Source organism: Avibacterium avium, from assembly GCF_900454535.1.
In the GTDB taxonomy this organism is placed as follows: domain Bacteria; phylum Pseudomonadota; class Gammaproteobacteria; order Enterobacterales; family Pasteurellaceae; genus Avibacterium; species Avibacterium avium.
This window is the reverse complement of sequence record NZ_UGSP01000001.1, coordinates 1,777,270-1,796,750: the sequence shown is the minus strand read 5'-3', so window position 1 is coordinate 1,796,750 and position 19,481 is coordinate 1,777,270. Positions and strand designations below refer to the sequence as shown.

Below are 19,481 nucleotides of genomic sequence, written 5' to 3'. Positions count from 1 at the left end.
TGAGATTTTGTGGCAAATTTATAACTGCAAAATCTCTTTCACGAAAGGAATGGTGAGTTTACGTTGCGCCTGTAAAGACGCTTTGTCTAAATCTGCCAGTGCTTGGAATAGGGTGTGCATATCGCGATCAAGGCGTTTAAGCAGAAAATTAGCTGTTTCATCAGGCAATTCAATGCCACGAGAATGGGCTTTTTGTTGCAATACCTTGATTTTCTGCTCGTCATCTAAAGGTGCGAGCTGGTAACTTTCCCCCCAAGACAAGCGAGATCGTAAGTCAGGCAATTTCACTGGCAGCGCGTTTGGTGATTGATTAGCACTGATGAGCAAAATGCCTCGCCCTTGTTCGCGCATACGGTTAATTAGGTCAAAAATGGCTAGTTCCCATTCATCATTGCCGATCACTGCTTGAATATCGTCTAAGCAAACTAAATCTTGCTGTTCTAAATTTTCTAGCACTTCTGGGGAGAAATATTGCGATTTGCTCAATGGCACATAAATAGAAGGGCGTTGCTGCACTAAAAATTCATTGGAGCAGGCTTTTAGCAAGTGGGTTTTTCCGCTACTTTCTGATCCCCAAACGTAGAAAAACTGCTGTTTCGGATCAGCAAAATTTTTATGCAAGGAATCCAGCAACAATAAATTATTGTCGGCATAAAAATTCTCAAGGGTTTCTTCATCAATTTGATGAATGGGAAGCGGTAACTGCAAATCTAATAACCAATGTGTTCGTAAACTAAAGTGCGGTAAGAATATACAAAAAAAATAGGGATAAATAAAGCCTACCCCTATTTTCTGCGTTGAATTTGGTGGAATTTTATTCTTGAATTTCGACCTGATCTTTCGCTTTCGGTAAAATCAAGTTAAGAATAATCGCCACAACCGCACATAAACTAATGCCTTTTAGTGAAATTTCGCCGAAGTTCACGAACATTCCACCGATACCAAAGGTCATCACCACAGAAATAATGCACAGATTGCGTGCTTCGGTAACATCGACTTTACCACGGATTAAGGTACTCATTCCCACAACAGCAATCGAGCCAAACACCAACATCATAATGCCGCCCATCACGATAGTTGGAATGGTGGAAAGGAATGCGCCTACTTTTCCGCAGAAAGAAATAGCAATCGCCCATACCGCAGCCCAAGTCATAATATTTGGATTGAAGTTGCGTGTTAGCATCACCGCGCCAGTCACTTCAGCATAAGTGGTATTTGGTGGGCCGCCTAATAATGAAGCCGCAGTGGTTGCCACGCCATCACCCAATAAAGTGCGGTGTAAACCTGGTTTTTTTAGGAAATCTTTACCTGTTACCGAGCTAATCGCCATAATACCGCCAACGTGTTCAACCGCAGGCGCAATGGCGATAGGTAAGAGATATAAAATCGCTTCAAGTTTAAATTCTGGCGTGGTGATATTTGGCAGGCTGAACCAAGGTGCGTCTAGTACAGGCTGGAAATTGATTAAACCTAAAAATAAGCACAGCACATAACCTGCGGTGATCCCAAACATAATCGGGATTAATTTCATAATACCTTTCGCGAATACTGCAACGGAAAGGGTAGTCAGCAAGGTAACCATTGAAACAAGCACTGCATCATTGTATTCATAGGCGGAACCTTTGCCTAACGCCATATCCACCGCCACAGGCGCTAATCCCATACCGATAATAATGATCACAGGGCCAACCACCACAGGCGGGAACACTTTTTGCAGCGCTTCTGCACCTCTTAATTTAACTAAGGTACTTAGTGCGAAATACACCAAGCCCGTGCAGGCAAGTCCGCCCATTGTTACCGCAATGCCCCAAGTGGCCACGCCATATTGGATTGGGGCAATAAACGCAAAGGAAGACGCCAGAAAAATTGGCACTTGTTTGCCTGTGCATAATTGGAAAAGCAATGTCCCCACGCCAGCGGTTAATAAGGCGGTGTTGGCATCTAGCCCGGTAATTAACGGCACAAGCACTAACGCGCCAAAGGCCACAAACAACATTTGCAAGCCGACAAATGCCTGCTTCGCTTTACTTTCCACCTCGACAGGTGCATTTGGATTGGTTTTTGTCATTTTAAGTTTCAACTCTCTGTCTGAATTAACTTTAAAAAACGCTTTATTTGCATAAAACGCGCGGAAAAAAACGGCATAAATGCCGTTTCTAAAAAAGGTTATTTTGTACCAAAAATCTTATCGCCTGCATCACCCAAGCCCGGGATAATGTAGCCTTGCTCATTTAATTTTTGATCGATAGAAGCGGTGTATAATTCCACATCTGGGTGCGCTTTTTCTAACGCCGCAATCCCTTCAGGTGCTGCCACTAGCACTAACACTTTGATTTGATTACAGCCTTTTTCTTTTAACAAATCAATGGTTGCAATCATTGAACCGCCTGTCGCCAGCATTGGATCGACCACGATCGCTAAGCGTTCTTCTAAATCACTGGCAAGTTTTTGGAAGTAAGGCACAGGTTGAAGAGTTTCTTCATCACGGTACATTCCCACCACGCTAATTCTCGCACTTGGGATATGTTCTAACACGCCGTCCATCATTCCCAAACCTGCACGCAGAATTGGCACAACGGTTACTTTCTTACCTTTAATGCGATCCACTTCCACAGGGCCGCACCAGCCGTCAATGATGACTTTTTCCGTTTCTAAATCTGCTGTTGCTTCATAGGTGAGCAAGCTACCCACTTCCGTGGCTAATTCACGGAAATCTTTGGTGCTAACATCAGCGGCACGCATTAGACCTAATTTGTGTTTGACTAATGGATGTTTGACTTCAACAATTTTCATCTGTAACCCCTTATTTCGACCCGTAAAAATAAAATCGACAAATTCTAAATCAAAGTAACGAAAATGAACAGCGAAATTATGCAAAATCAGTGAAAAAAGTGCGGTGCGTTTTCACTGATTTTTTATATAAAGGAAAAATTAGGCAGGAAAAGGAAACTCTGCGAGAAATAACTCTTTGATTTGTAAAGGATAGCCTTTGAGATCAAAATCAGAATAGCGCGCATAAAGCCCCGTTTCAGGATCTTGCCGCCAATATAGCGAAACACGCTGCATAGGTTGTTTAAATAACCACAAACCAATAGGCTGTTCACCCAGTTGAAGCACATATTGCGCCACATTCTGCACGGTGGTTTCAGGAAGTGTCGTTTGCGCAAAAATCCACGGCGTGCCATCGCCTTTCAGTAATACTTCGCGTAACCAAATTTGCTCAAGTGCGGTGCTTTTTGGTGAAATTTTTTCGCTTAAGTTTTCTTGCCAGCCTTGATAAATCACTTCTACGCTAAGTTGCTGGCAGGCTTGCTGCAATTTCTGCGTTAGCGAACCTTGATGTTGCACCCACTGGGCAATTTCAGGTGCAGCAAAATGCCCTGATGTTTGCCAATCAGGGCGAGCGAGTAATTGACGATAACGTTCAAAATCCATTTTTTAGACTTATTTTTGATGACGTTCTTTCAGCTTAGCGATAATATCCGCCCAGCTTAAATTGGCATCTTGTAATAACACCGTTAAATGATAGGCCAAATCCGCCGCCTCGCAAATGGTTTCTTCGCGATCTTTTACGGTTGCCGCCAGCGCAGTTTCCACGCCTTCTTCCCCCACTTTCTGCGCAATGCGTTTCGTGCCACGGGAATACAGATGCGCGGTGTAAGAACTTTCAGGATTAGCGCCTTTGCGGCTGGCAATCAAACGTTCTAATTTGCTAAAAAAGATCCAATCAGGCTCGCTTTGTTTTTCAAATTGATGAAAGCAACTTTCCGCCCCTGTATGACAAGTTTCACCAATGGGATCGGCAAGAATTAATAGGGCATCATTATCACAATCCAAACTCATATCCACCACATTAAGGAAATGTCCTGAACTTTCCCCTTTCGTCCATAAGCGTTGTTTTGTGCGTGAATAAAAAGTAACACGTTGTTCTGCAAGCGTTTTCTCAAGGGCTTCCGCATTCATATAGCCTAACATTAACACTTCACAAGTGCGGGCATTTTGCACAATAACAGGCAACAAACCGCCCACTTTTTGCCAGTTGATTTTATTTGTTAATAATTGATTTGTCATTTTATTCCTCACATCTCACTTCAATATTCTCATTGCGTAAATAACGTTTTAATTCCGCAATATCAATAATCCGCTTATGAAACACGCTTGCAGCTAGCGCGCCGTCCACATTGGCTTCAATAAAGGCATCACGGAAATGCACCATTTCGCCCGCTCCTCCTGAAGCGATCAGTGGTACGTTGCACACATCCCGCACCTTTTTCAGTTGAACTAAATCATAGCCTTGACGCACGCCGTCTTGGTTCATCATATTCAGTACAATCTCGCCTGCACCGCGTTTTTGCACATCTTGCACCCAATCTAGTGTTTGCCAGTGGGTTTGACGGGTGCGTTTTTCATCACCTGTGTATTGGTTCACCCAATATTTATTTTGTTCGGCATCATACCAAGTGTCGATCCCCACCACAATGGCTTGCACACCAAAGCGATCCGCCAAGCGAGAGATTAACTCGGGATCGGCAAGTGCGGGGGAATTTATCGAAATTTTATCCGCGCCAAAAGTGAAAATTTGCTCCGCATCGGCAATAGTCTTGATTCCCCCAGCCACACAGAACGGAATATTGATCTCTTTCGCCACACGTTCCACCCAGCTTTTATCCACCGTACGTCCGTCTGATGAGGCGGTGATGTCGTAAAACACCAGTTCGTCCGCCCCCTCTTCTGCATAACGTTTTGCTAGCGGCACAATATCGCCGATAATTTCGTGGTTGCGGAATTGCACGCCTTTCACAACCTGCCCATCACGAACGTCTAAACAAGGGATTATGCGTTTTGCCAACATTGGATTGCCTCCGCTACGTCAAATTTTCCTTCTAGTAAAGCGCGTCCGACAATCACGCCAGCCACGCCAGTTTGTTTTAATGCCGCAATATCTGCGAGTGAGCCAATGCCGCCTGAAGATTGAAATTCAATTTGTGGGAAAGCAGCACAAATTTCTTGGTATAAGGCGACATTTGAGCCTTGCAATGTGCCATCTCGAGAAATATCGGTGCATAAAACGTGCTGTAAGCCCACTTGGCGGAAATCGTCAATCACTTGTTCTAACGTTAGCGGGCTGGTTTCTTGCCAGCCGTGAATGGCGATGCGTTTTTCACCGTTCACAATATGAATATCTAAGGCGAGAACAAATTTTTCCGCACCATAGTTAGCGAACCATTGTTTCACCATTTCAGGCTGTTTGACCGCCGTTGAACCAATCACCACACGATTTGCCCCGACAGATAATAAATCTGCCACATCTTGCTCTGTGCGAATACCACCGCCTACTTGAATATTAGCTTGTGTGGCGGCAATGATTTCGCCAATAAGTTTAGTTTGGCGTTGGCTTGGATCTTTCGCACCGGTTAAATCCACCAAATGCAACTGCTTCGCCCCTTGCGATAAATAATGCTGAAATTGTGCAATGGGGTTGTCGCTATATTGTGTTTGCTGCGCGTAATCCCCTTGATACAACCGCACCACCTTGCCGTCAATAAGGTCAAGTGCGGGGATAATTTGTGATGTTTTTTTCATTGTTGTGTTCTCTTTTGTTTTTATTAACTAAGCCATAAACGTAATTTCAAGCCCCATGGGCTGCTTAATCCTGTGGTGGTATGAACGATTTTGCCGTTTTTAATAATGATAATGCTTGGCGTAACCTGAATGTGCCATTGGGCGGAAAGCGTCCCTTTTGGATCATTTACGGTCAAAAAATCATATTGGTGTTGCTGTAAATAGTCTTGTACCGCCTGATCATTGCCTGATTTTAACGCTACGCTCACCACTTGCACGCCATCGTTGGCAAGGCTTGCAATGCTTGGTGAAGTGAGCGAGCAAATACTGCACCAACTGCCCCAAAAGTAGAGTAGGACAGGTTTCTCTTTGCTGAGTTTAGCTAACTGAACGCTTTCCCCATTCAATGCAAGCAAAGTCTGTTGCAAAGCATTTTCTGGGGCATTAGGCCGCCGCCAATAATCCATCGCGAAAGAGATCGCACCAAATAATAAGGCAAAAATGAGCAGATTTTTCACCGCACTTTTGATTTTATTCATTACAGATTTTCCATAAAATTCCGCAATAATTGTTCGCCCACCTTGCCTGAACGCTCGGGGTGAAATTGCACGCCGTAGAAGTTATTTCTTGCAATCGCCGCAGAAAATGGTACGCCATAATCGCAGGTGGCAATAGTATTTTCATTCGGCAACACCACATAACTATGCACGAAATAGAAATAACTATCTTGCGGAATATCGCTAAAGAGCGGGTGATTATCCCGATAATGCACCTTATTCCAGCCCATATGCGGCAATGGCAGCCCTTTATTTGGCAAGCGTTGCGTGTTGCCGTTAATTAATTTAAGGGTTTCTATTTCACCTTCAGCAGAATAATCGGTCATTAGCTGCATTCCCAAACAAATGCCTAATACAGGCTGCGTGAGCTGTTGAATTGTTTCAATTAATTGTCGAGATTGCATACTTTGCATTGCGGCTGACGCCGTTCCCACCCCCGGCAAAATGAGTTTTTCTGCACTTTGAATTTTGGCTAAATCATCGGTAATTTCCGCCTGATAGCCCAAGCGCTCAAACGCAAATTTCACCGAAGAAAGATTAGCGCAGCCTGTGTTGATGATAGTAATGGTTTGCATCGTTTTCTGAATTTCCTAGCTTTCTTGTTGTTTTTGTTCAAAGTTTTCGATTTCTTTGCGTATTTCTGTTAGTAATAATTCTTCTGACGGCAGATAAAGTTGATATTGGCTGGCAAAAATTTGCTGTTGATTTTCAGGTAAAGAAAATTTCACCACGCTATCATTTTTATCCGCACATAATAAGATGCCAATGGTTGGATTTTCTCGTGGCAGTTTTTCAACCCGATCAAAATAATTCACATACATTTGCAACTGCCCCAAATCCTGATGAGTTAATTTGTGGGTTTTGATTTCGATAATCACAAAGCATTGCAGCAAGCGATTGTATAAAACGAGATCCACGAAAAAATCATCGCCATCAAGATGTAAACGTTTCTGACGAGCCACAAAAGAAAAGCCGTTGCCTAATTCAAGTAAAAATTCTTGTAAGTGAGTAATAATGGCTTGTTCAAGATCTTTTTCGTAATAAGCACTTTCACGTTGCAGACCAAGAAATTCCAACACCATCGGATCTTTTATAATCTGTTTCGGATCGCTAGGGATAAGCTGATTATTCGCCACTGCAAGCACGGTTTCTTTATCGTTACTCAATAATAAACGTTCGTATAGACTGCTGTTGATTTGGCGTTCTAACTGGCGAGAACTCCAATTATTTTTGATGCTTTCACCAATATAAAACTCGCGTTTATCGGGATCGTTAATTGAAATTAAACTTTTATATTGCGTCCAGTTTAATTGCGTCCGCAGTGCGGACGCAATTGGAAATGTGCGATAAAATTGACGATAGCGTTCTAACTGACGAGCTGAAAATCCTGTGCCAAACTCAGGTTGCAATTGCTTTGCAAGAGATTTAATCAAATAAACACCATAATCTGCCCGCTCTTGCCCTTGCTGTTCTTCTTCAAAAATACGCTTGCCAATGTGCCAATACATCAGCACGCGCTGAAAATCCACCGCTCTCACCGCATTTTCACGGGATTGCGCGATGATTTGTTTAATATCAGTAATGATGGTTGTGTTGGTTAGCATTTCTAATTCCTTGAAATCTAAGGTAATAATTAAAGAACACCCTTACTACTCGGCATTTCATTCCCTTCAATGCGAATAGCTTGTCTTAATGTCCGTCCGAATACTTTAAACAGGCTTTCGATTTTGTGGTGATCGTTGTCTCCACTGGTTTTTAAGTGTAAGGTGGCGAGCATTGTAAATGCAAGGGATTGGAAAAAATGTTCCGTCATTTCCGTGCTGAAATCGCCCACTTTTTCTCGTTTAAATTTGGCTTTGAATTTGAAATAAGGACGCCCTGAAAGATCCAACGCACATTCTGCTTTGCATTCGTCCATTGGTAACACGAAGCCAAAGCGTGCAATGCCTCGTTTGTCGCCAATGGCTTGTTTCAACGCCGTGCCGAGCGCAAGTGCGGTGTCTTCCACGGTGTGGTGTTCGTCAATGTGTAAATCCCCTTTGCAGTTTACGTTCATTCTAAAACCGCCGTGGGTGGCAATTTGATCAAGCATATGATCGAAAAATCCCACGCCTGTTTGAATTTCATTTACGCCTGTTTCATCTAGCCAAACTTGCACTTTAATGTCGGTTTCTTTGGTTTTGCGTACCACTTCAGCATAGCGCGGTTGGCGCTCGCCAATATTGGTTACAGGCTCGTTCAACAGTTTTTCGGCAATCAGATCCCAATTGAGTTTTTCTGGGTGATATTGAAGAGCTTGAATGCCTAAGTTTTCTGCCAGTTGCACATCGGTAGCGCGATCGCCAATTACAAAGCTGGTGGCAGGATCAAATAACTGCTTTTCAATATACTTTTTCAGCAATTTCGTTTTGGGTTTGCGACATTGGCAGTTGTCTTCAGGCTTGTGCGGACAAATTAAAATATCGTCAAATTCAATGCCTTGTGAACGGAAAAGATCAAGCATTGCATTATGCGGTTTATCAAAATCCTCTTTAGGAAAGGAATCCGTGCCTAAGCCATCTTGATTTGAAACCATCACAAAACGATATTTCTTTTTCAATTTTAATAGCGCAGGAATCACATTTTTTTCAAATTTTAATTTCTCTAAACGATCAATTTGAAAATCTGTTTTCGGTTCGTCAATTAATGTGCCATCACGGTCGATAAATAAGATTGATTGCTGTGTCATTTTAGTTTTCCTTTTTATATTTTTCCCCATACGAGCCGTATGGGGTTAGTTAAACAAAGGCACGCTGTGCCTTTTAGCGCCAGTGGTGCTAAGTTAATTAACCTAGTACGGCTCGTGCTAGGTGGGTTTTTCCATATGAGCCGTATAGGTTCGTTAAGCAAAGCCACGCTGTGGCTTTTAGCACCAGCGGTGCTGAGTTGATTTAGCCTAGTACGGCTCGTACTAGGTGAAACTAAATATCATCATAGAAATATTCAGTTATATTAATGTTATGATTATTGAGTAATATCCTAATTTCATCATCAAAACTCTCTTTTTTATGATGATTTTTCTGATTTTTTATATAGTTAATAATTTTATCTTTATCATTTTGGTTATAGCTTAATGCGCAATAACCTTTTGACCACGCATAAAAATCAGGGAAAAAGTGCGGGTGTTTTTCTATCCATTTATGTGTTGCATTTTTTAATTGTTTTACGAAACTAGCTACTGAAATACTAGGATGTATTTCTACAAATAAATGTAAATGATCGGGCATTCCATTTATACGATGTAAAACACAATGTTTTTGTTGACAAAAAGACCAAATATAATGATAAAGCTCTTTTTCATAATTTTCACAAATTGCAGGAACACTCTGCATTGTGCGAAAAATGATATGGTAAAAAAGTTTGGTATAACTCATTTAATTTAGCTCCTTTATTGCCTCAACCACCCGTAAATTTTCCTCGGCTGTTCCCACGGTAATTCGGATACAATTTTCTAGCCCTAAGGCGTTATTTTGATTGCGTAAAATAATGCCTTGTTCCCAAAGTGATTTAAATATGTCGTTGCCATTTTTAAATTTCACTAAAATATAATTGGCTTCGCTCGGGAAAATATCTTCTACCTGTGGCAAGCCTTTTAATTGTTCAATCAACCATTGGCGTTGAGCTTTTATTTTCGTGACATTATTTTGCATTTCACTCAACCCCTGTTCCGATAAGGCTTGTGTGGCAAGATCCGAAACCGGTACGGGAATTGGATAAGGGGCGATCACTTTTTGTAATACGCCGATAAGTTCTTGATTGGCAAGCGTAAAACCACAACGTAATCCAGCCAAAGCAAAAGCTTTGGAAAGGGTGCGAATGATGGCAAGATGTGGGTAGTTTGTCAGCATTTGCACCATCGTGCTTTCAGGGCAAAACTCAATATAGGCTTCGTCCACCACTACGATCTCACGGTTTTTAGTCATTTCTAATAATTGGATTAAATCCGCACGGCGTAAAAGATTGCCAGTGGGGTTATTTGGGCTACAGACGAAAATCACTTTCACCTTGGCAAGATTATTTGCAATATTGGCTAAATCTAACTGAAAATCTGCCGTTAATGGCACGGTTTTTGCTGTGATACCGCAGGTTTCTGCGCTCACGGCATACATTCCATAAGTTGGAGGACAATAAAGCACCTGATCGTCCGCTTCGCAAAAGGCACGAATAATCAGCTCAATGCCTTCATCGCCGCCACGTGTAACAAGTACATTTTCAGGTGCCACCCCCGCATAAGCAGCATAAGCATTCACCAGTTTTTCAGGCTGCGCTTCAGGGTAACGATTAAAGTGGCGCAGCTGCAAATTTAAATCAGGGGAAAGCGGGCATTCATTGGCATTAAGCCACACATCGCCCTTGCCCCCCAAGCGGCGCGCCGATTGGTAAGGGGTTAAGGCTTGAATATTTTTGCGTGATAATGTTGTGATTGTCATTTTTGTTCTCTCTAAAAATTTTTGTTTTTTGACCGCAGTTTTAAGCTGTTGCATTTTTTGCAACTGTTTCTAGCTATTTTCCTTTTGCAACTTCTCCAACCGCACTAACACGGCATTTTTATGGGCATCGAGCTGTTCGGCGGTGGCCATTTGGATCACTGTTGGTGCGAGATCTTGGAAGCCTTGTGGGCTGAGTTCTTGCACGGTCATTCGTTTGCTGAAATCCGCTAAGCCTAGGCTAGACGTGGTGCGGGTGTAGCCATAGGTGGGTAGAACGTGGTTGGTGCCACTGGCGTAGTCGCCCATACTTTCAGGGCTGTATGCGCCGAGAAAAATCGATCCTGCGTTATCCAGCTGATCGAGCAAGGCACGGGCGTTTTCCACTTGCACCACCAAATGTTCTGGGGCGTATTGATTGCTGATTTCCACTGCTTGCGCTAAGTCTTCGGCAATAAAAATACGGCTGTGGGACAACGCTTGTCGTGCGGTTTCAGCACGGGGTAATTGGGCAAGTTGGCGTTTGATGGCAAGTGCGGTGCTTTTTGCTAACGTTTCGCTTGGGGTTACCAAAATCACTTGGCTATCTGCACCGTGTTCCGCTTGTGAGAGCAGATCGCTGGCGACAAAATCGGGATCGGCATTTTCGTCTGCCAATACCAAGACTTCAGAGGGGCCTGCTTGCATATCAATAGCAGCGCCGTTCAGTGCTTGGCTCACTTGGCGTTTGGCTTCGGTAACAAAGGCGTTGCCGGGGCCGAAAATTTTATCCACTTTCGCCACTGTTTCCGTGCCAAAGGCCATTGCCACAATGGCTTGCGCGCCACCCACTGCATAAATGGTTTCTACGCCACATAAATTTGCTGTATATAAAATTTCATCGGCAATCGGTGGGGGAGAGCAAAGCACGATTTTTTTACAGCCCGCAATTTTGGCAGGAATAGCAAGCATTAACACAGTTGAAAAAAGCGGTGCTGATCCCCCCGGAATATACAATCCAACGCGATTTATTGGGCGAGTAACCACCTGACAATGTACGCCAGCCTGCGTTTCAATATCCACCGCTTGTGGAATTTGTGCTTGGTGAAAGCGTTCAATATTGGCTTTTGCATTTTGAATAGCGGTTTTGAGTGCTTCGGGTAAGCGTGCTGTAGCAGCTTGAATTTCTTGTTGCGATACAATCAGGTTGTCTAATTTAACCTTGTCGAACTTCTTACTGAGTTCAAATAACGCCTTATCACCGTTACGTTGCACATTATCACGAATAGCATTGACTGCGTCTTTAATACTCTCAGCGGCGGAAAGGGCAGGGCGCATCAGGGCTTGTTGTTTCTCTTGTTCCGTTAAGTTTTTCCAAATAAGCGTTTGCATAATTCTTCCTTATTTTTCTTTAAAATTTCGTAAATTTTCACCGCACTTTATGCCAGCATTTTTTCAATCGGCAGTACTAACACGGAGCTTGCACCTTCGGCTTTGAGCTGTTCCATTGTTTCCCAGAACAGGGTTTCTTGGCTAACGGCGTGTAGTGCCACTTTGCTTTCATCGTGCGCAAGGGGCAGAATGGTTGGGTTTTCCACCCCCGGCAGTAGGGCGATAATGCGTTCTAGCTGTGCTTTAGGGGCGTGAAGCATAATGTATTTGGATTCGCCCGCTTGTTGTACGCCTTGAATGCGGGTGAGTAGTTTGTCCACAAGGGCTTGTTTTTCGCTGGATAACGGTTCTTTACGTTGAATCAAGCACGCTGTGGAGCGATAAATCACTTCCACTTCTTTTAAGCCGTTTGCTTCAAGGGTCGCGCCTGATGACACTAGATCGCAAATGGCATCAGCTAAACCTGCGGACGGGGCAACTTCCACCGAACCATTGAGCAGAGTGCTTTTGAAGGCAACGCCTTGTTCGTTCATATAGCGTTTGAGTAAATTAGGGTAGGAGGTGGCAATGCGGCAGTTGGCGAAGTCTTGCACGCCGTTGTAAGTGCGATCGCGATCAATGGCTAAGGATAAACGGCAGCCACCAAAATCTAAGGTGCGTAATTTTTTGTAAGCCACGCTTTCGCCTGTGGCAAGGCTGCCGAGTTCTTCCTCTTCCAGCACGTTTTCGCCGATAATGCCGAGATCTACAATGCCGTCAAAAATTAAGCCGGGAATATCGTCATCACGCACGCGCAGAATTTCGATGGGCATATTTTCCGCATAAGCGATTAAACGTTGTTCGTTCCAGTTAATTTTTACGCCACATTGCTTGAGCAGCTCGGCGCAATCTTTGCTGAGGCGACCTTTCTTTTGTAAGGCGATTCTTAAGCGAGTTGGGTTAGTCATTGTGTTTTCCTTCTAATTAAAAATATTGGGTATAAAAAATCTCTCGAAAGAAACTTCCGAGAGATCGCTAATTTTTAAATTAGTAGGATTGGCAACACTCGCTCGGAAGTCCTATCTTCCAAGCAATAGCCATCGCCTGAAAGATTATTCAGGGTGATGGTGATGATGAGTGTTGCGATTAAAATTCATTTTGTGTTTCTCCAAAAACTAACTGGTTATTAATCTATGCAAAAAAAATTTTTTATGCAAGCAAAATTTTCAACTTTTTTTCGCTTTAATGAAAAGTAACACAGGGCGATGCTGTAAATCCTTGAATTCTTGCTGCCATTCGGGCTGATCTGCCAACATTGGTTCAGCCATTTTTTCAATTTGAAAACCTGCGCGAATCAGATCATTCACAATGGTAGAAAGGGTGCGATGATAGGTTTTAAAAGGTTGCTTGAACCAATTTCGCTGTCGTTCGCCCTCATCGCGATAATAATTTAAACGATAAGCAAGCTGTTGTTTATGCTGATCTTTTTCCCAACGCTCACCGCCTTGATAGCAAGTTACAATGGGGTGTTCTTGTGAGAAAATAAGCGTGCCATTGGTGTTGAGCTTGGCATAAATATCCGCAAGCAGCTGGGGAAAATCCTGCACATAATGAAAGGCGAAAGAGCTGGTAATCACATCAAAATTGTCATCAGGCAAGGTATTTAGCTGCTCCATCGCAAGCTGGTGCAATGCAAAGTGCGGTTGTTTTTCAGCGAGATTTTTTGCCGCCTGCTGCAACATTGCTTGAGATAAATCCATTCCCGCCACAAATTCTGCGCCTTTTTGCAAATAAAGCTGCAAATGCTCACCCATTCCACAACCCAGATCGAGCAGCTTTTTGCCTGTTAAATCAGGCAGTAAACTTAGCATTGTGGGTTTTTCCACAATTTCATTCAGGCTAATAGGGTTTTGACGTAATTTTTGGTAAAGCTCAAAAAAGCCTTTTTTATCGTAAACGGAGGTTTTCATTTTGTTTTCTATAGAAAAAATTAGCACGGTTTCCCGTGCTAATGGTTGAAATTTAAGCCTATTTTAAGGGATTTAGGTTTATCTGCCAAATACTGGTAACAAGCCAAAGAGATCAGCCAGTTGAATAAAGATATTGAGCAGACCGAACAGGATAACGAAGTAAATCATTCCGTTGCCACCATAAACTTGGTAGGTTTGATTTGGATATTTCGCGCGGCAAGCTTTGGCAAGAAGCGCAGGAATAATCACCGCCCAAATGGTCGCCGCAAGTCCTGCGTAGCCAATGGCGATCACAAAGCCATAAGGGAAAAGCAGGCTTAAAATCAACGGCGGTAAGAAGGTGATTACTGCGGTTTTTGTTCTGCCCGCGCTGCTGTTGTCGAATTTGAATAAATCCGCAATGTAATCAAATAAACCAAGGGTTACGCCAAGGAATGAGCTGGCAATCGCCATATAAGCAAAGAAACGCAACATTAAGCCCACAAAATTTGTTTGAATTTGGCTATTCAAGGCTTCAAGTAATGCTGCAATGTCGCCGCCTTTTTGGATCACTGGGATAAATTCATTACGCGGCAAATTGCCCTGAATGGCAAGCTGCCAGAGCATATAAATGATAAGCGCGATAAATGTGCCGTAAATAATAGATTTGGTCACTTTGCTGCTATCGCGATCATAATATTTCACTAAGCTCGGCACATTTTGGTGGAATCCGAAAGATACCAAACACACTGGCAAGGCAGCAAGAGCGAATGGTAGGTATTGGCTATTTTCTGTGGCTAGGCTATCAAGCAAAATATCAGTGTTTACCATTCCTAATAAATTGGTTACAGAAAGCAAAAAGGCGACTACCATTCCCGCGATTAAAACGGTACTAAAGCGATCCACTGCTTTGGTGGAAAACCACACGAAAAAGGCGAGTACCGCACAGAAAATCAGCGATCCAGAAACACGCCCAATTTCTACCGCACTTTGTTCGCTGCTAAATAATTGATTCAGAAAACTTTCCGTCAAACCGCCGCCAGAGGTGATATAAGCGTAGGTGAGAATATAGAGTACAAACGCCACGGAAAGTCCATTTAGCACGTTCCAGCCTTTACCGAGCAAGTCTTTCACAATGGTGTCAAAACTTGCCCCTGTGGGATAATGCAAGTTGGCTTCAAGTAGCATTAAGCCCGATGTGGTCATACAAAACCAAGTGTAGCAAAGGATCAAAATAGAGCCGATAAACCACACGCCAGAAGTGGCAATAGGGTTTGCCAACATTCCTGCACCAATGGTGCCGCCAGCGATAATCATTGCACCGCCAAATAAGGAAGGATTTTTTTTCATAAATTCACCTATAAGTTTAATATTGGTATCGATGAACTATTATAATAGTACAAAATAAAAATACAATGGCTAAATTGCCCATTTATCTTGGCAAAAGCAAAAAAATCAAGCTATAATTCGAGAGTTTTATTACCATTCATTAACTAGAAGGAAAGACCAAATGGGTTTAGAAATCGTTCCAGCAGGAAAAGAACTTCCTGATGATATTTATGTTGTTATTGAAATCCCAGCTAATTCAGATCCAATCAAATATGAAGTGGATAAAGAGACTGGGACATTATTCGTTGATCGCTTTATGGCAACCGCAATGTTCTACCCAGCGAACTATGGTTACATTAACCACACCTTATCTTTAGATGGCGATCCTGTTGATGTATTAGTCCCAACTCCTTATCCATTACAACCAGGTTCAGTGATCCGTTGCCGCCCTGTGGGTGTGTTAAAAATGACGGACGAATCAGGTCAAGATGCTAAAGTGATCGCCGTGCCACACACAAAATTAAGCAAAGAATACGATCACATTAAAGATGTTGGCGATTTACCAGCTTTATTAAAATCCCAAATCCAACACTTCTTTGAAAGCTACAAAGCCCTTGAAGCGGGTAAATGGGTGAAAGTTGATGGTTGGGAAGGGGTTGACGCCGCCCGTCAAGAGATTTTAGAATCTTTCGAGCGCGCGAAAAAATAATTTTTCCTTTACTTTTAATACCGCCTTTTCGTAGGGCGGTATTTTTCTATGTGTAAACTTAAGGAGTGAAAATGTTAAAAACCTTGAAAAAAATCACCGCGCTTTCTGTATTGGCATTAATGCTTAACGCCTGTGCGGATTCCGCGAGCATTAACCAACAAGCCGCAGCAAATTATCGCCAAACAGTGAATCAAGCACAACAGCAAGGGGCTGTGGATACCACTTCCACCACCGCAAAACGCATTCATAAAGTCTTTAACAAAATGTACCCTTATGCGAATCAAGAAAACCATACAGGGCAACCGTTCAACTGGCAAATTACGGTGATTAAATCCGATGAACTAAACGCGTGGGCAATGCCAGGTGGAAAAATGGCATTTTATACCGGATTAGTGAATAAATTGCAGCTCAGTGATGATGAAATTGCGACAGTAATGGGGCACGAAATGGCTCACGCCCTCAAAGAACACGGTAAGAAAAAAGTAAATATGGGCGTATTTACCGAAGTGATCGCACAGGTTGCACACGTTGCACTTTCAACCCAAATTGGCGCTGATGGCAGTGGCTTAGTGGTCGGCTTAACCAAAGACTGGGCGCTCGATAAACCTTATTCTCGCAGCGCTGAAACAGAAGCCGATGAAGTGGGATTATTATTAATGGCAAAATCGGGTTATAACCCAGAAGCCGCACCTAGATTATGGGAAAAAATGCAAAAAGCCTCATCTGGTTCACAAGGTGTACTTGCTGCACTTTCTTCCACTCACCCAAGCGATAAAGATCGCCAACAAAATCTACTTCGCCTAATGCCAGAGGCAGTGGCAATTTATAAAGCACATAAATAATCTTTTGCCCTGCAAGTGCGGGGCTTTTTTTTCATTTTTTTACTACTTTTCCACTACTGATCCTACCAATTTTTAGCCTATTTGAAATAAGCATATTTTTTCTTAAAATTCGCGTTGAGAAGAATTCCTATTTGAGGTGGGTATGAACGAAAATTTTTCTTTTGCGAAACTATTAAATTCATCTATTTTCCTTGCATTTCTAGTGCTAGTTGGCTGGTCGGTCGCTTATGGCTATAACTGGGGATTGGCTTGGTATTATGGCTATCCTTGGGAAATCGTAGAAGTTGGTAAAGCAGACATTGCACGCAGTTTATTTCACGTTATCGTTGTTTCTACTGTGATGATTTCTGTTTATATTGCAGGAATTAAACTTTTAATTGCCATTAAAGATAAACTTTCTTTTGTGCGATTTAATTTTATCCGCACATTAATTACTTGCTTTATCCTAACCTTTCCACTGTTTTTAGAAGTTACCGTGCTAATCAAAGTGATCAGCCTTTACAGTTTATTAATTTATTTAGCCGTATTATTTACGATTACTATACTATTAGCTGGATTTCTAAAGAAATATAATATTTGTATGCTTTGGCATTTTATCACTCGCGCAGATCGTAATATTTTACCTTTGATGATCGCAGGTTATTTTTATTTTATGATTTTGTCTTGTTTAGTGGGCTATCTCAGGCCTTTTAATAAGGAGACTTACCATAAACTGGAAGTGAATAATGAACAATATTTTATTTTAGGTAAAAACTGTAATAGTCTAATTTTGGGGAAAAGCTATGAAAAAGGCGGTAAGGATTTTTATTTAATGCCTTGCCATTATAATAAAGGGGAACTTTGCCATATTTTAGGTGGGAAATAATAAGGCATAATAGAAAAAAAGAGCGGTAAAAAATAATAAAATTTTTACCGCTCTTTTGCTTTTTATTAATTATTTTGCAATCCGTTTGTATTTAATACGGTGAGGTTGCACGGCATCAGCACCGAAGGTTTTCTTTTTCCATTCTTCATAGTCTGAGAAGTTGCCTTCATAGAAGGTAACTTTGCCTTCATCGCCGTAATCCAAAATATGGGTCGCGATACGGTCTAAGAACCAGCGGTCGTGGGAAATCACCATCGCACAGCCAGGGAATTCTAGGATCGCATTTTCTAAGGCGCGCAAGGTTTCCACGTCAAGATCGTTGGTTGGTTCGTCTAATAACAGCACGTTACCGCCCGCTTGCAATAGCTTAGCTAAATGTAAGCGTCCACGTTCCCCACCTGAAAGTTCACCAACGCGTTTTTGTTGATCGACACCTTTGAAGTTGAATCGTCCGACATAAGCACGGCTTGGGATTTCAAAGTTACCAATACGCAAAATGTCTTGCCCGTGTGAAACTTCTTCCCATACGGTTTTGCTGTCGTCCATTTCATCACGGAACTGATCCACAGAAGAAAGCACCACAGTATCACCAAGGGTGATGCTACCCTTATCTGGTTGCTCTTGTCCTGAAAGCATACGGAAAAGGGTGGATTTCCCTGCACCGTTTGCCCCGATAATGCCAACAATCGCACCTTTTGGAATGCTGAAAGATAAGTCATCAATCAAAGTGCGATCGCCATAGGATTTACTCAAATTGCTCACTTCGATCACTTTATCCCCTAAACGTGGGCCAGGTGGAATGAATAACTCATTGGTTTCATTACGTTTTTGGTATTCACCGCTGTTTAACTCTTCAAAGCGAGCCATACGCGCCTTGCTTTTCGCTTGACGGCCTTTTGGATTCTGGCGAACCCATTCTAATTCTTTTTCAATGGATTTTTGGCGGGCAGATTCAGCAGCGGCTTCTTGGGCTAGGCGTTTTTCTTTTTGTTCTAACCAAGAAGAATAGTTGCCCTCCCAAGGAATGCCTTCACCACGGTCAAGCTCTAAGATCCAACCTGCCACATTATCTAGGAAGTAACGGTCGTGAGTGATGGCAACTACGGTGCCTTCATAATCGTGTAAGAAGCGCTCTAACCAAGCCACAGATTCGGCATCTAAGTGGTTGGTTGGCTCATCTAATAAGAGCATATCTGGTTTTTCGAGCAATAAACGGCAAAGCGCCACACGGCGGCGTTCGCCCCCTGAAAGATGCTCGATTTTGGCGTCCCAATCTGGTAAACGCAAGGCATCAGCAGCACGCTCAAGTTGGTTTTCAAGATTATGCCCATCGTGCGCTTGGATAATGGCTTCTAACTTTGCTTGCTCGGCGGCAAGTTTATCAAAATCCGCATCAGGATCGGCATAAAGCGCATAGACTTCATCTAAACGATTTAACGCGGTTTTCACTTCCGCCACGGCTTCTTCTACTGCTTCACGCACGGTTTGTTGCGGATCTAGTTTTGGTTCTTGTGGAAGATAGCCAATTTTGATCCCCGGTTGTGGACGGGCTTCGCCCTCAAATTCTTTATCCACGCCTGCCATAATGCGCAACAGGGTAGATTTCCCCGCACCATTTAACCCCAGCACACCAATTTTTGCGCCTGGGAAAAAGCTCAAGGAAATATCTTTTAAAATATGACGTTTCGGCGGCACAACCTTACCGACACGGTGCATAGTATAAACAAATTGTGATGACATAAATTGTTCTCTTAGCTGTAAAAAGTGCGGGTTATTTTACTTGAGATTTTACCTTTTGGCGAATTGAAAGCGAAAAAAAAACCTCCCAAAAGGGAGGTAGGAAAGTAGTTTA

General features: G+C 42.7%; 21 protein-coding genes and 1 other annotated feature. Of the genes, 3 read left to right on the top strand and 18 right to left on the bottom strand.

Annotation, left to right across the window (positions count from 1 at the left end):
• Positions 1–18 precede the first annotated feature (18 nt).
• The 17 genes from hda to DYC50_RS08665 form a co-directional block, all read right to left on the bottom strand.
• Complete coding sequence (gene hda, locus DYC50_RS08745) at positions 19–708, bottom strand: DnaA regulatory inactivator Hda (protein WP_342766838.1); 690 nt, start codon at positions 706–708, stop codon at positions 19–21.
• A gap of 106 nt (positions 709–814) precedes the next feature.
• Entirely contained in the window at positions 815–2,068 is a 1,254-nt protein-coding gene (locus DYC50_RS08740) for a nucleobase:cation symporter-2 family protein (protein ID WP_103854207.1), read from the bottom strand.
• A gap of 98 nt (positions 2,069–2,166) precedes the next feature.
• Positions 2,167–2,793, bottom strand: coding sequence for a uracil phosphoribosyltransferase (gene upp, locus DYC50_RS08735; RefSeq protein ID WP_103854208.1), 627 nt, complete (start codon positions 2,791–2,793; stop codon positions 2,167–2,169).
• Positions 2,794–2,931: 138 nt separating this feature from the next.
• Positions 2,932–3,435, bottom strand: coding sequence for a chorismate--pyruvate lyase family protein (locus tag DYC50_RS08730; protein WP_115249853.1), 504 nt, complete (start codon positions 3,433–3,435; stop codon positions 2,932–2,934).
• A 9-nt stretch (positions 3,436–3,444) separates the two neighbouring features.
• A complete protein-coding gene (hisIE, locus tag DYC50_RS08725) occupies positions 3,445–4,071 on the bottom strand; it encodes a bifunctional phosphoribosyl-AMP cyclohydrolase/phosphoribosyl-ATP diphosphatase HisIE (protein WP_115249852.1) in 627 nt (208 codons plus the stop codon).
• A 1-nt stretch (position 4,072) separates the two neighbouring features.
• Positions 4,073–4,852, bottom strand: coding sequence for an imidazole glycerol phosphate synthase subunit HisF (gene hisF / locus DYC50_RS08720; RefSeq protein ID WP_115249851.1), 780 nt, complete (start codon positions 4,850–4,852; stop codon positions 4,073–4,075).
• The gene (gene hisA / locus DYC50_RS08715) at positions 4,834–5,583 is read right to left on the bottom strand and encodes a 1-(5-phosphoribosyl)-5-[(5-phosphoribosylamino)methylideneamino]imidazole-4-carboxamide isomerase (RefSeq protein WP_115249850.1); all 750 of its coding nucleotides are present in this window, start codon (positions 5,581–5,583) and stop codon (positions 4,834–4,836) included. The genes hisF and hisA overlap by 19 nt, the downstream gene beginning before the upstream one ends.
• A gap of 23 nt (positions 5,584–5,606) precedes the next feature.
• On the bottom strand, positions 5,607–6,101 hold the full coding sequence (locus tag DYC50_RS08710) for a protein disulfide oxidoreductase (RefSeq protein WP_115249849.1): 495 nt from the start codon (positions 6,099–6,101) through the stop codon (positions 5,607–5,609).
• Complete coding sequence (gene hisH / locus DYC50_RS08705; protein ID WP_115249848.1) at positions 6,101–6,694, bottom strand: imidazole glycerol phosphate synthase subunit HisH; 594 nt, start codon at positions 6,692–6,694, stop codon at positions 6,101–6,103. Before hisH ends, DYC50_RS08710 begins: the two co-directional genes overlap by 1 nt.
• 15 nt (positions 6,695–6,709) lie before the next feature.
• Complete coding sequence (locus DYC50_RS08700; RefSeq protein ID WP_103854216.1) at positions 6,710–7,723, bottom strand: PDDEXK nuclease domain-containing protein; 1,014 nt, start codon at positions 7,721–7,723, stop codon at positions 6,710–6,712.
• 29 nt (positions 7,724–7,752) lie between these two features.
• Complete coding sequence (hisB, locus tag DYC50_RS08695; RefSeq protein ID WP_115249847.1) at positions 7,753–8,847, bottom strand: bifunctional histidinol-phosphatase/imidazoleglycerol-phosphate dehydratase HisB; 1,095 nt, start codon at positions 8,845–8,847, stop codon at positions 7,753–7,755.
• 232 nt (positions 8,848–9,079) lie between these two features.
• Positions 9,080–9,532, bottom strand: coding sequence for an IS200/IS605 family transposase (gene tnpA / locus DYC50_RS08690; RefSeq protein WP_115249846.1), 453 nt, complete (start codon positions 9,530–9,532; stop codon positions 9,080–9,082).
• Complete coding sequence (gene hisC / locus DYC50_RS08685; RefSeq protein ID WP_115250194.1) at positions 9,533–10,588, bottom strand: histidinol-phosphate transaminase; 1,056 nt, start codon at positions 10,586–10,588, stop codon at positions 9,533–9,535.
• Between the two features lie 69 nt (positions 10,589–10,657).
• A complete protein-coding gene (hisD, locus tag DYC50_RS08680; RefSeq protein ID WP_115249845.1) occupies positions 10,658–11,956 on the bottom strand; it encodes a histidinol dehydrogenase in 1,299 nt (432 codons plus the stop codon).
• A gap of 47 nt (positions 11,957–12,003) precedes the next feature.
• The gene (gene hisG, locus DYC50_RS08675) at positions 12,004–12,903 is read right to left on the bottom strand and encodes an ATP phosphoribosyltransferase (protein WP_115249844.1); all 900 of its coding nucleotides are present in this window, start codon (positions 12,901–12,903) and stop codon (positions 12,004–12,006) included.
• A gap of 31 nt (positions 12,904–12,934) precedes the next feature.
• Positions 12,935–13,072: a sequence feature (His leader region), on the bottom strand.
• A gap of 89 nt (positions 13,073–13,161) precedes the next feature.
• Positions 13,162–13,905, bottom strand: coding sequence for a class I SAM-dependent methyltransferase (locus tag DYC50_RS08670; protein ID WP_115249843.1), 744 nt, complete (start codon positions 13,903–13,905; stop codon positions 13,162–13,164).
• A gap of 78 nt (positions 13,906–13,983) precedes the next feature.
• Positions 13,984–15,234, bottom strand: a complete 1,251-nt coding sequence (locus DYC50_RS08665) for an aromatic amino acid transporter (protein ID WP_115249842.1) — start codon at positions 15,232–15,234, stop codon at positions 13,984–13,986.
• Positions 15,235–15,394: 160 nt separating this feature from the next.
• Between DYC50_RS08665 and ppa the strand changes: the two genes are divergently transcribed.
• The 3 genes from ppa to DYC50_RS08650 all read left to right on the top strand — a co-directional run bounded on the left by ppa (position 15,395) and on the right by DYC50_RS08650 (position 17,629).
• Complete coding sequence (gene ppa, locus DYC50_RS08660; RefSeq protein WP_115249841.1) at positions 15,395–15,922, top strand: inorganic diphosphatase; 528 nt, start codon at positions 15,395–15,397, stop codon at positions 15,920–15,922.
• Positions 15,923–15,993: 71 nt separating this feature from the next.
• A complete protein-coding gene (locus DYC50_RS08655) occupies positions 15,994–16,764 on the top strand; it encodes a M48 family metallopeptidase (protein WP_115249840.1) in 771 nt (256 codons plus the stop codon).
• A gap of 142 nt (positions 16,765–16,906) precedes the next feature.
• Positions 16,907–17,629 carry a hypothetical protein gene (locus DYC50_RS08650; RefSeq protein ID WP_115249839.1) on the top strand — a complete coding sequence of 241 codons (723 nt, stop codon included), beginning with the start codon at positions 16,907–16,909 and terminating at the stop codon, positions 17,627–17,629.
• A gap of 69 nt (positions 17,630–17,698) precedes the next feature.
• Here DYC50_RS08650 and ettA read toward each other — a convergent pair whose 3' ends face one another.
• Entirely contained in the window at positions 17,699–19,369 is a 1,671-nt protein-coding gene (gene ettA / locus DYC50_RS08645; RefSeq protein WP_115249838.1) for an energy-dependent translational throttle protein EttA, read from the bottom strand.
• Between the last annotated feature and the right edge of the window lie 112 nt (positions 19,370–19,481).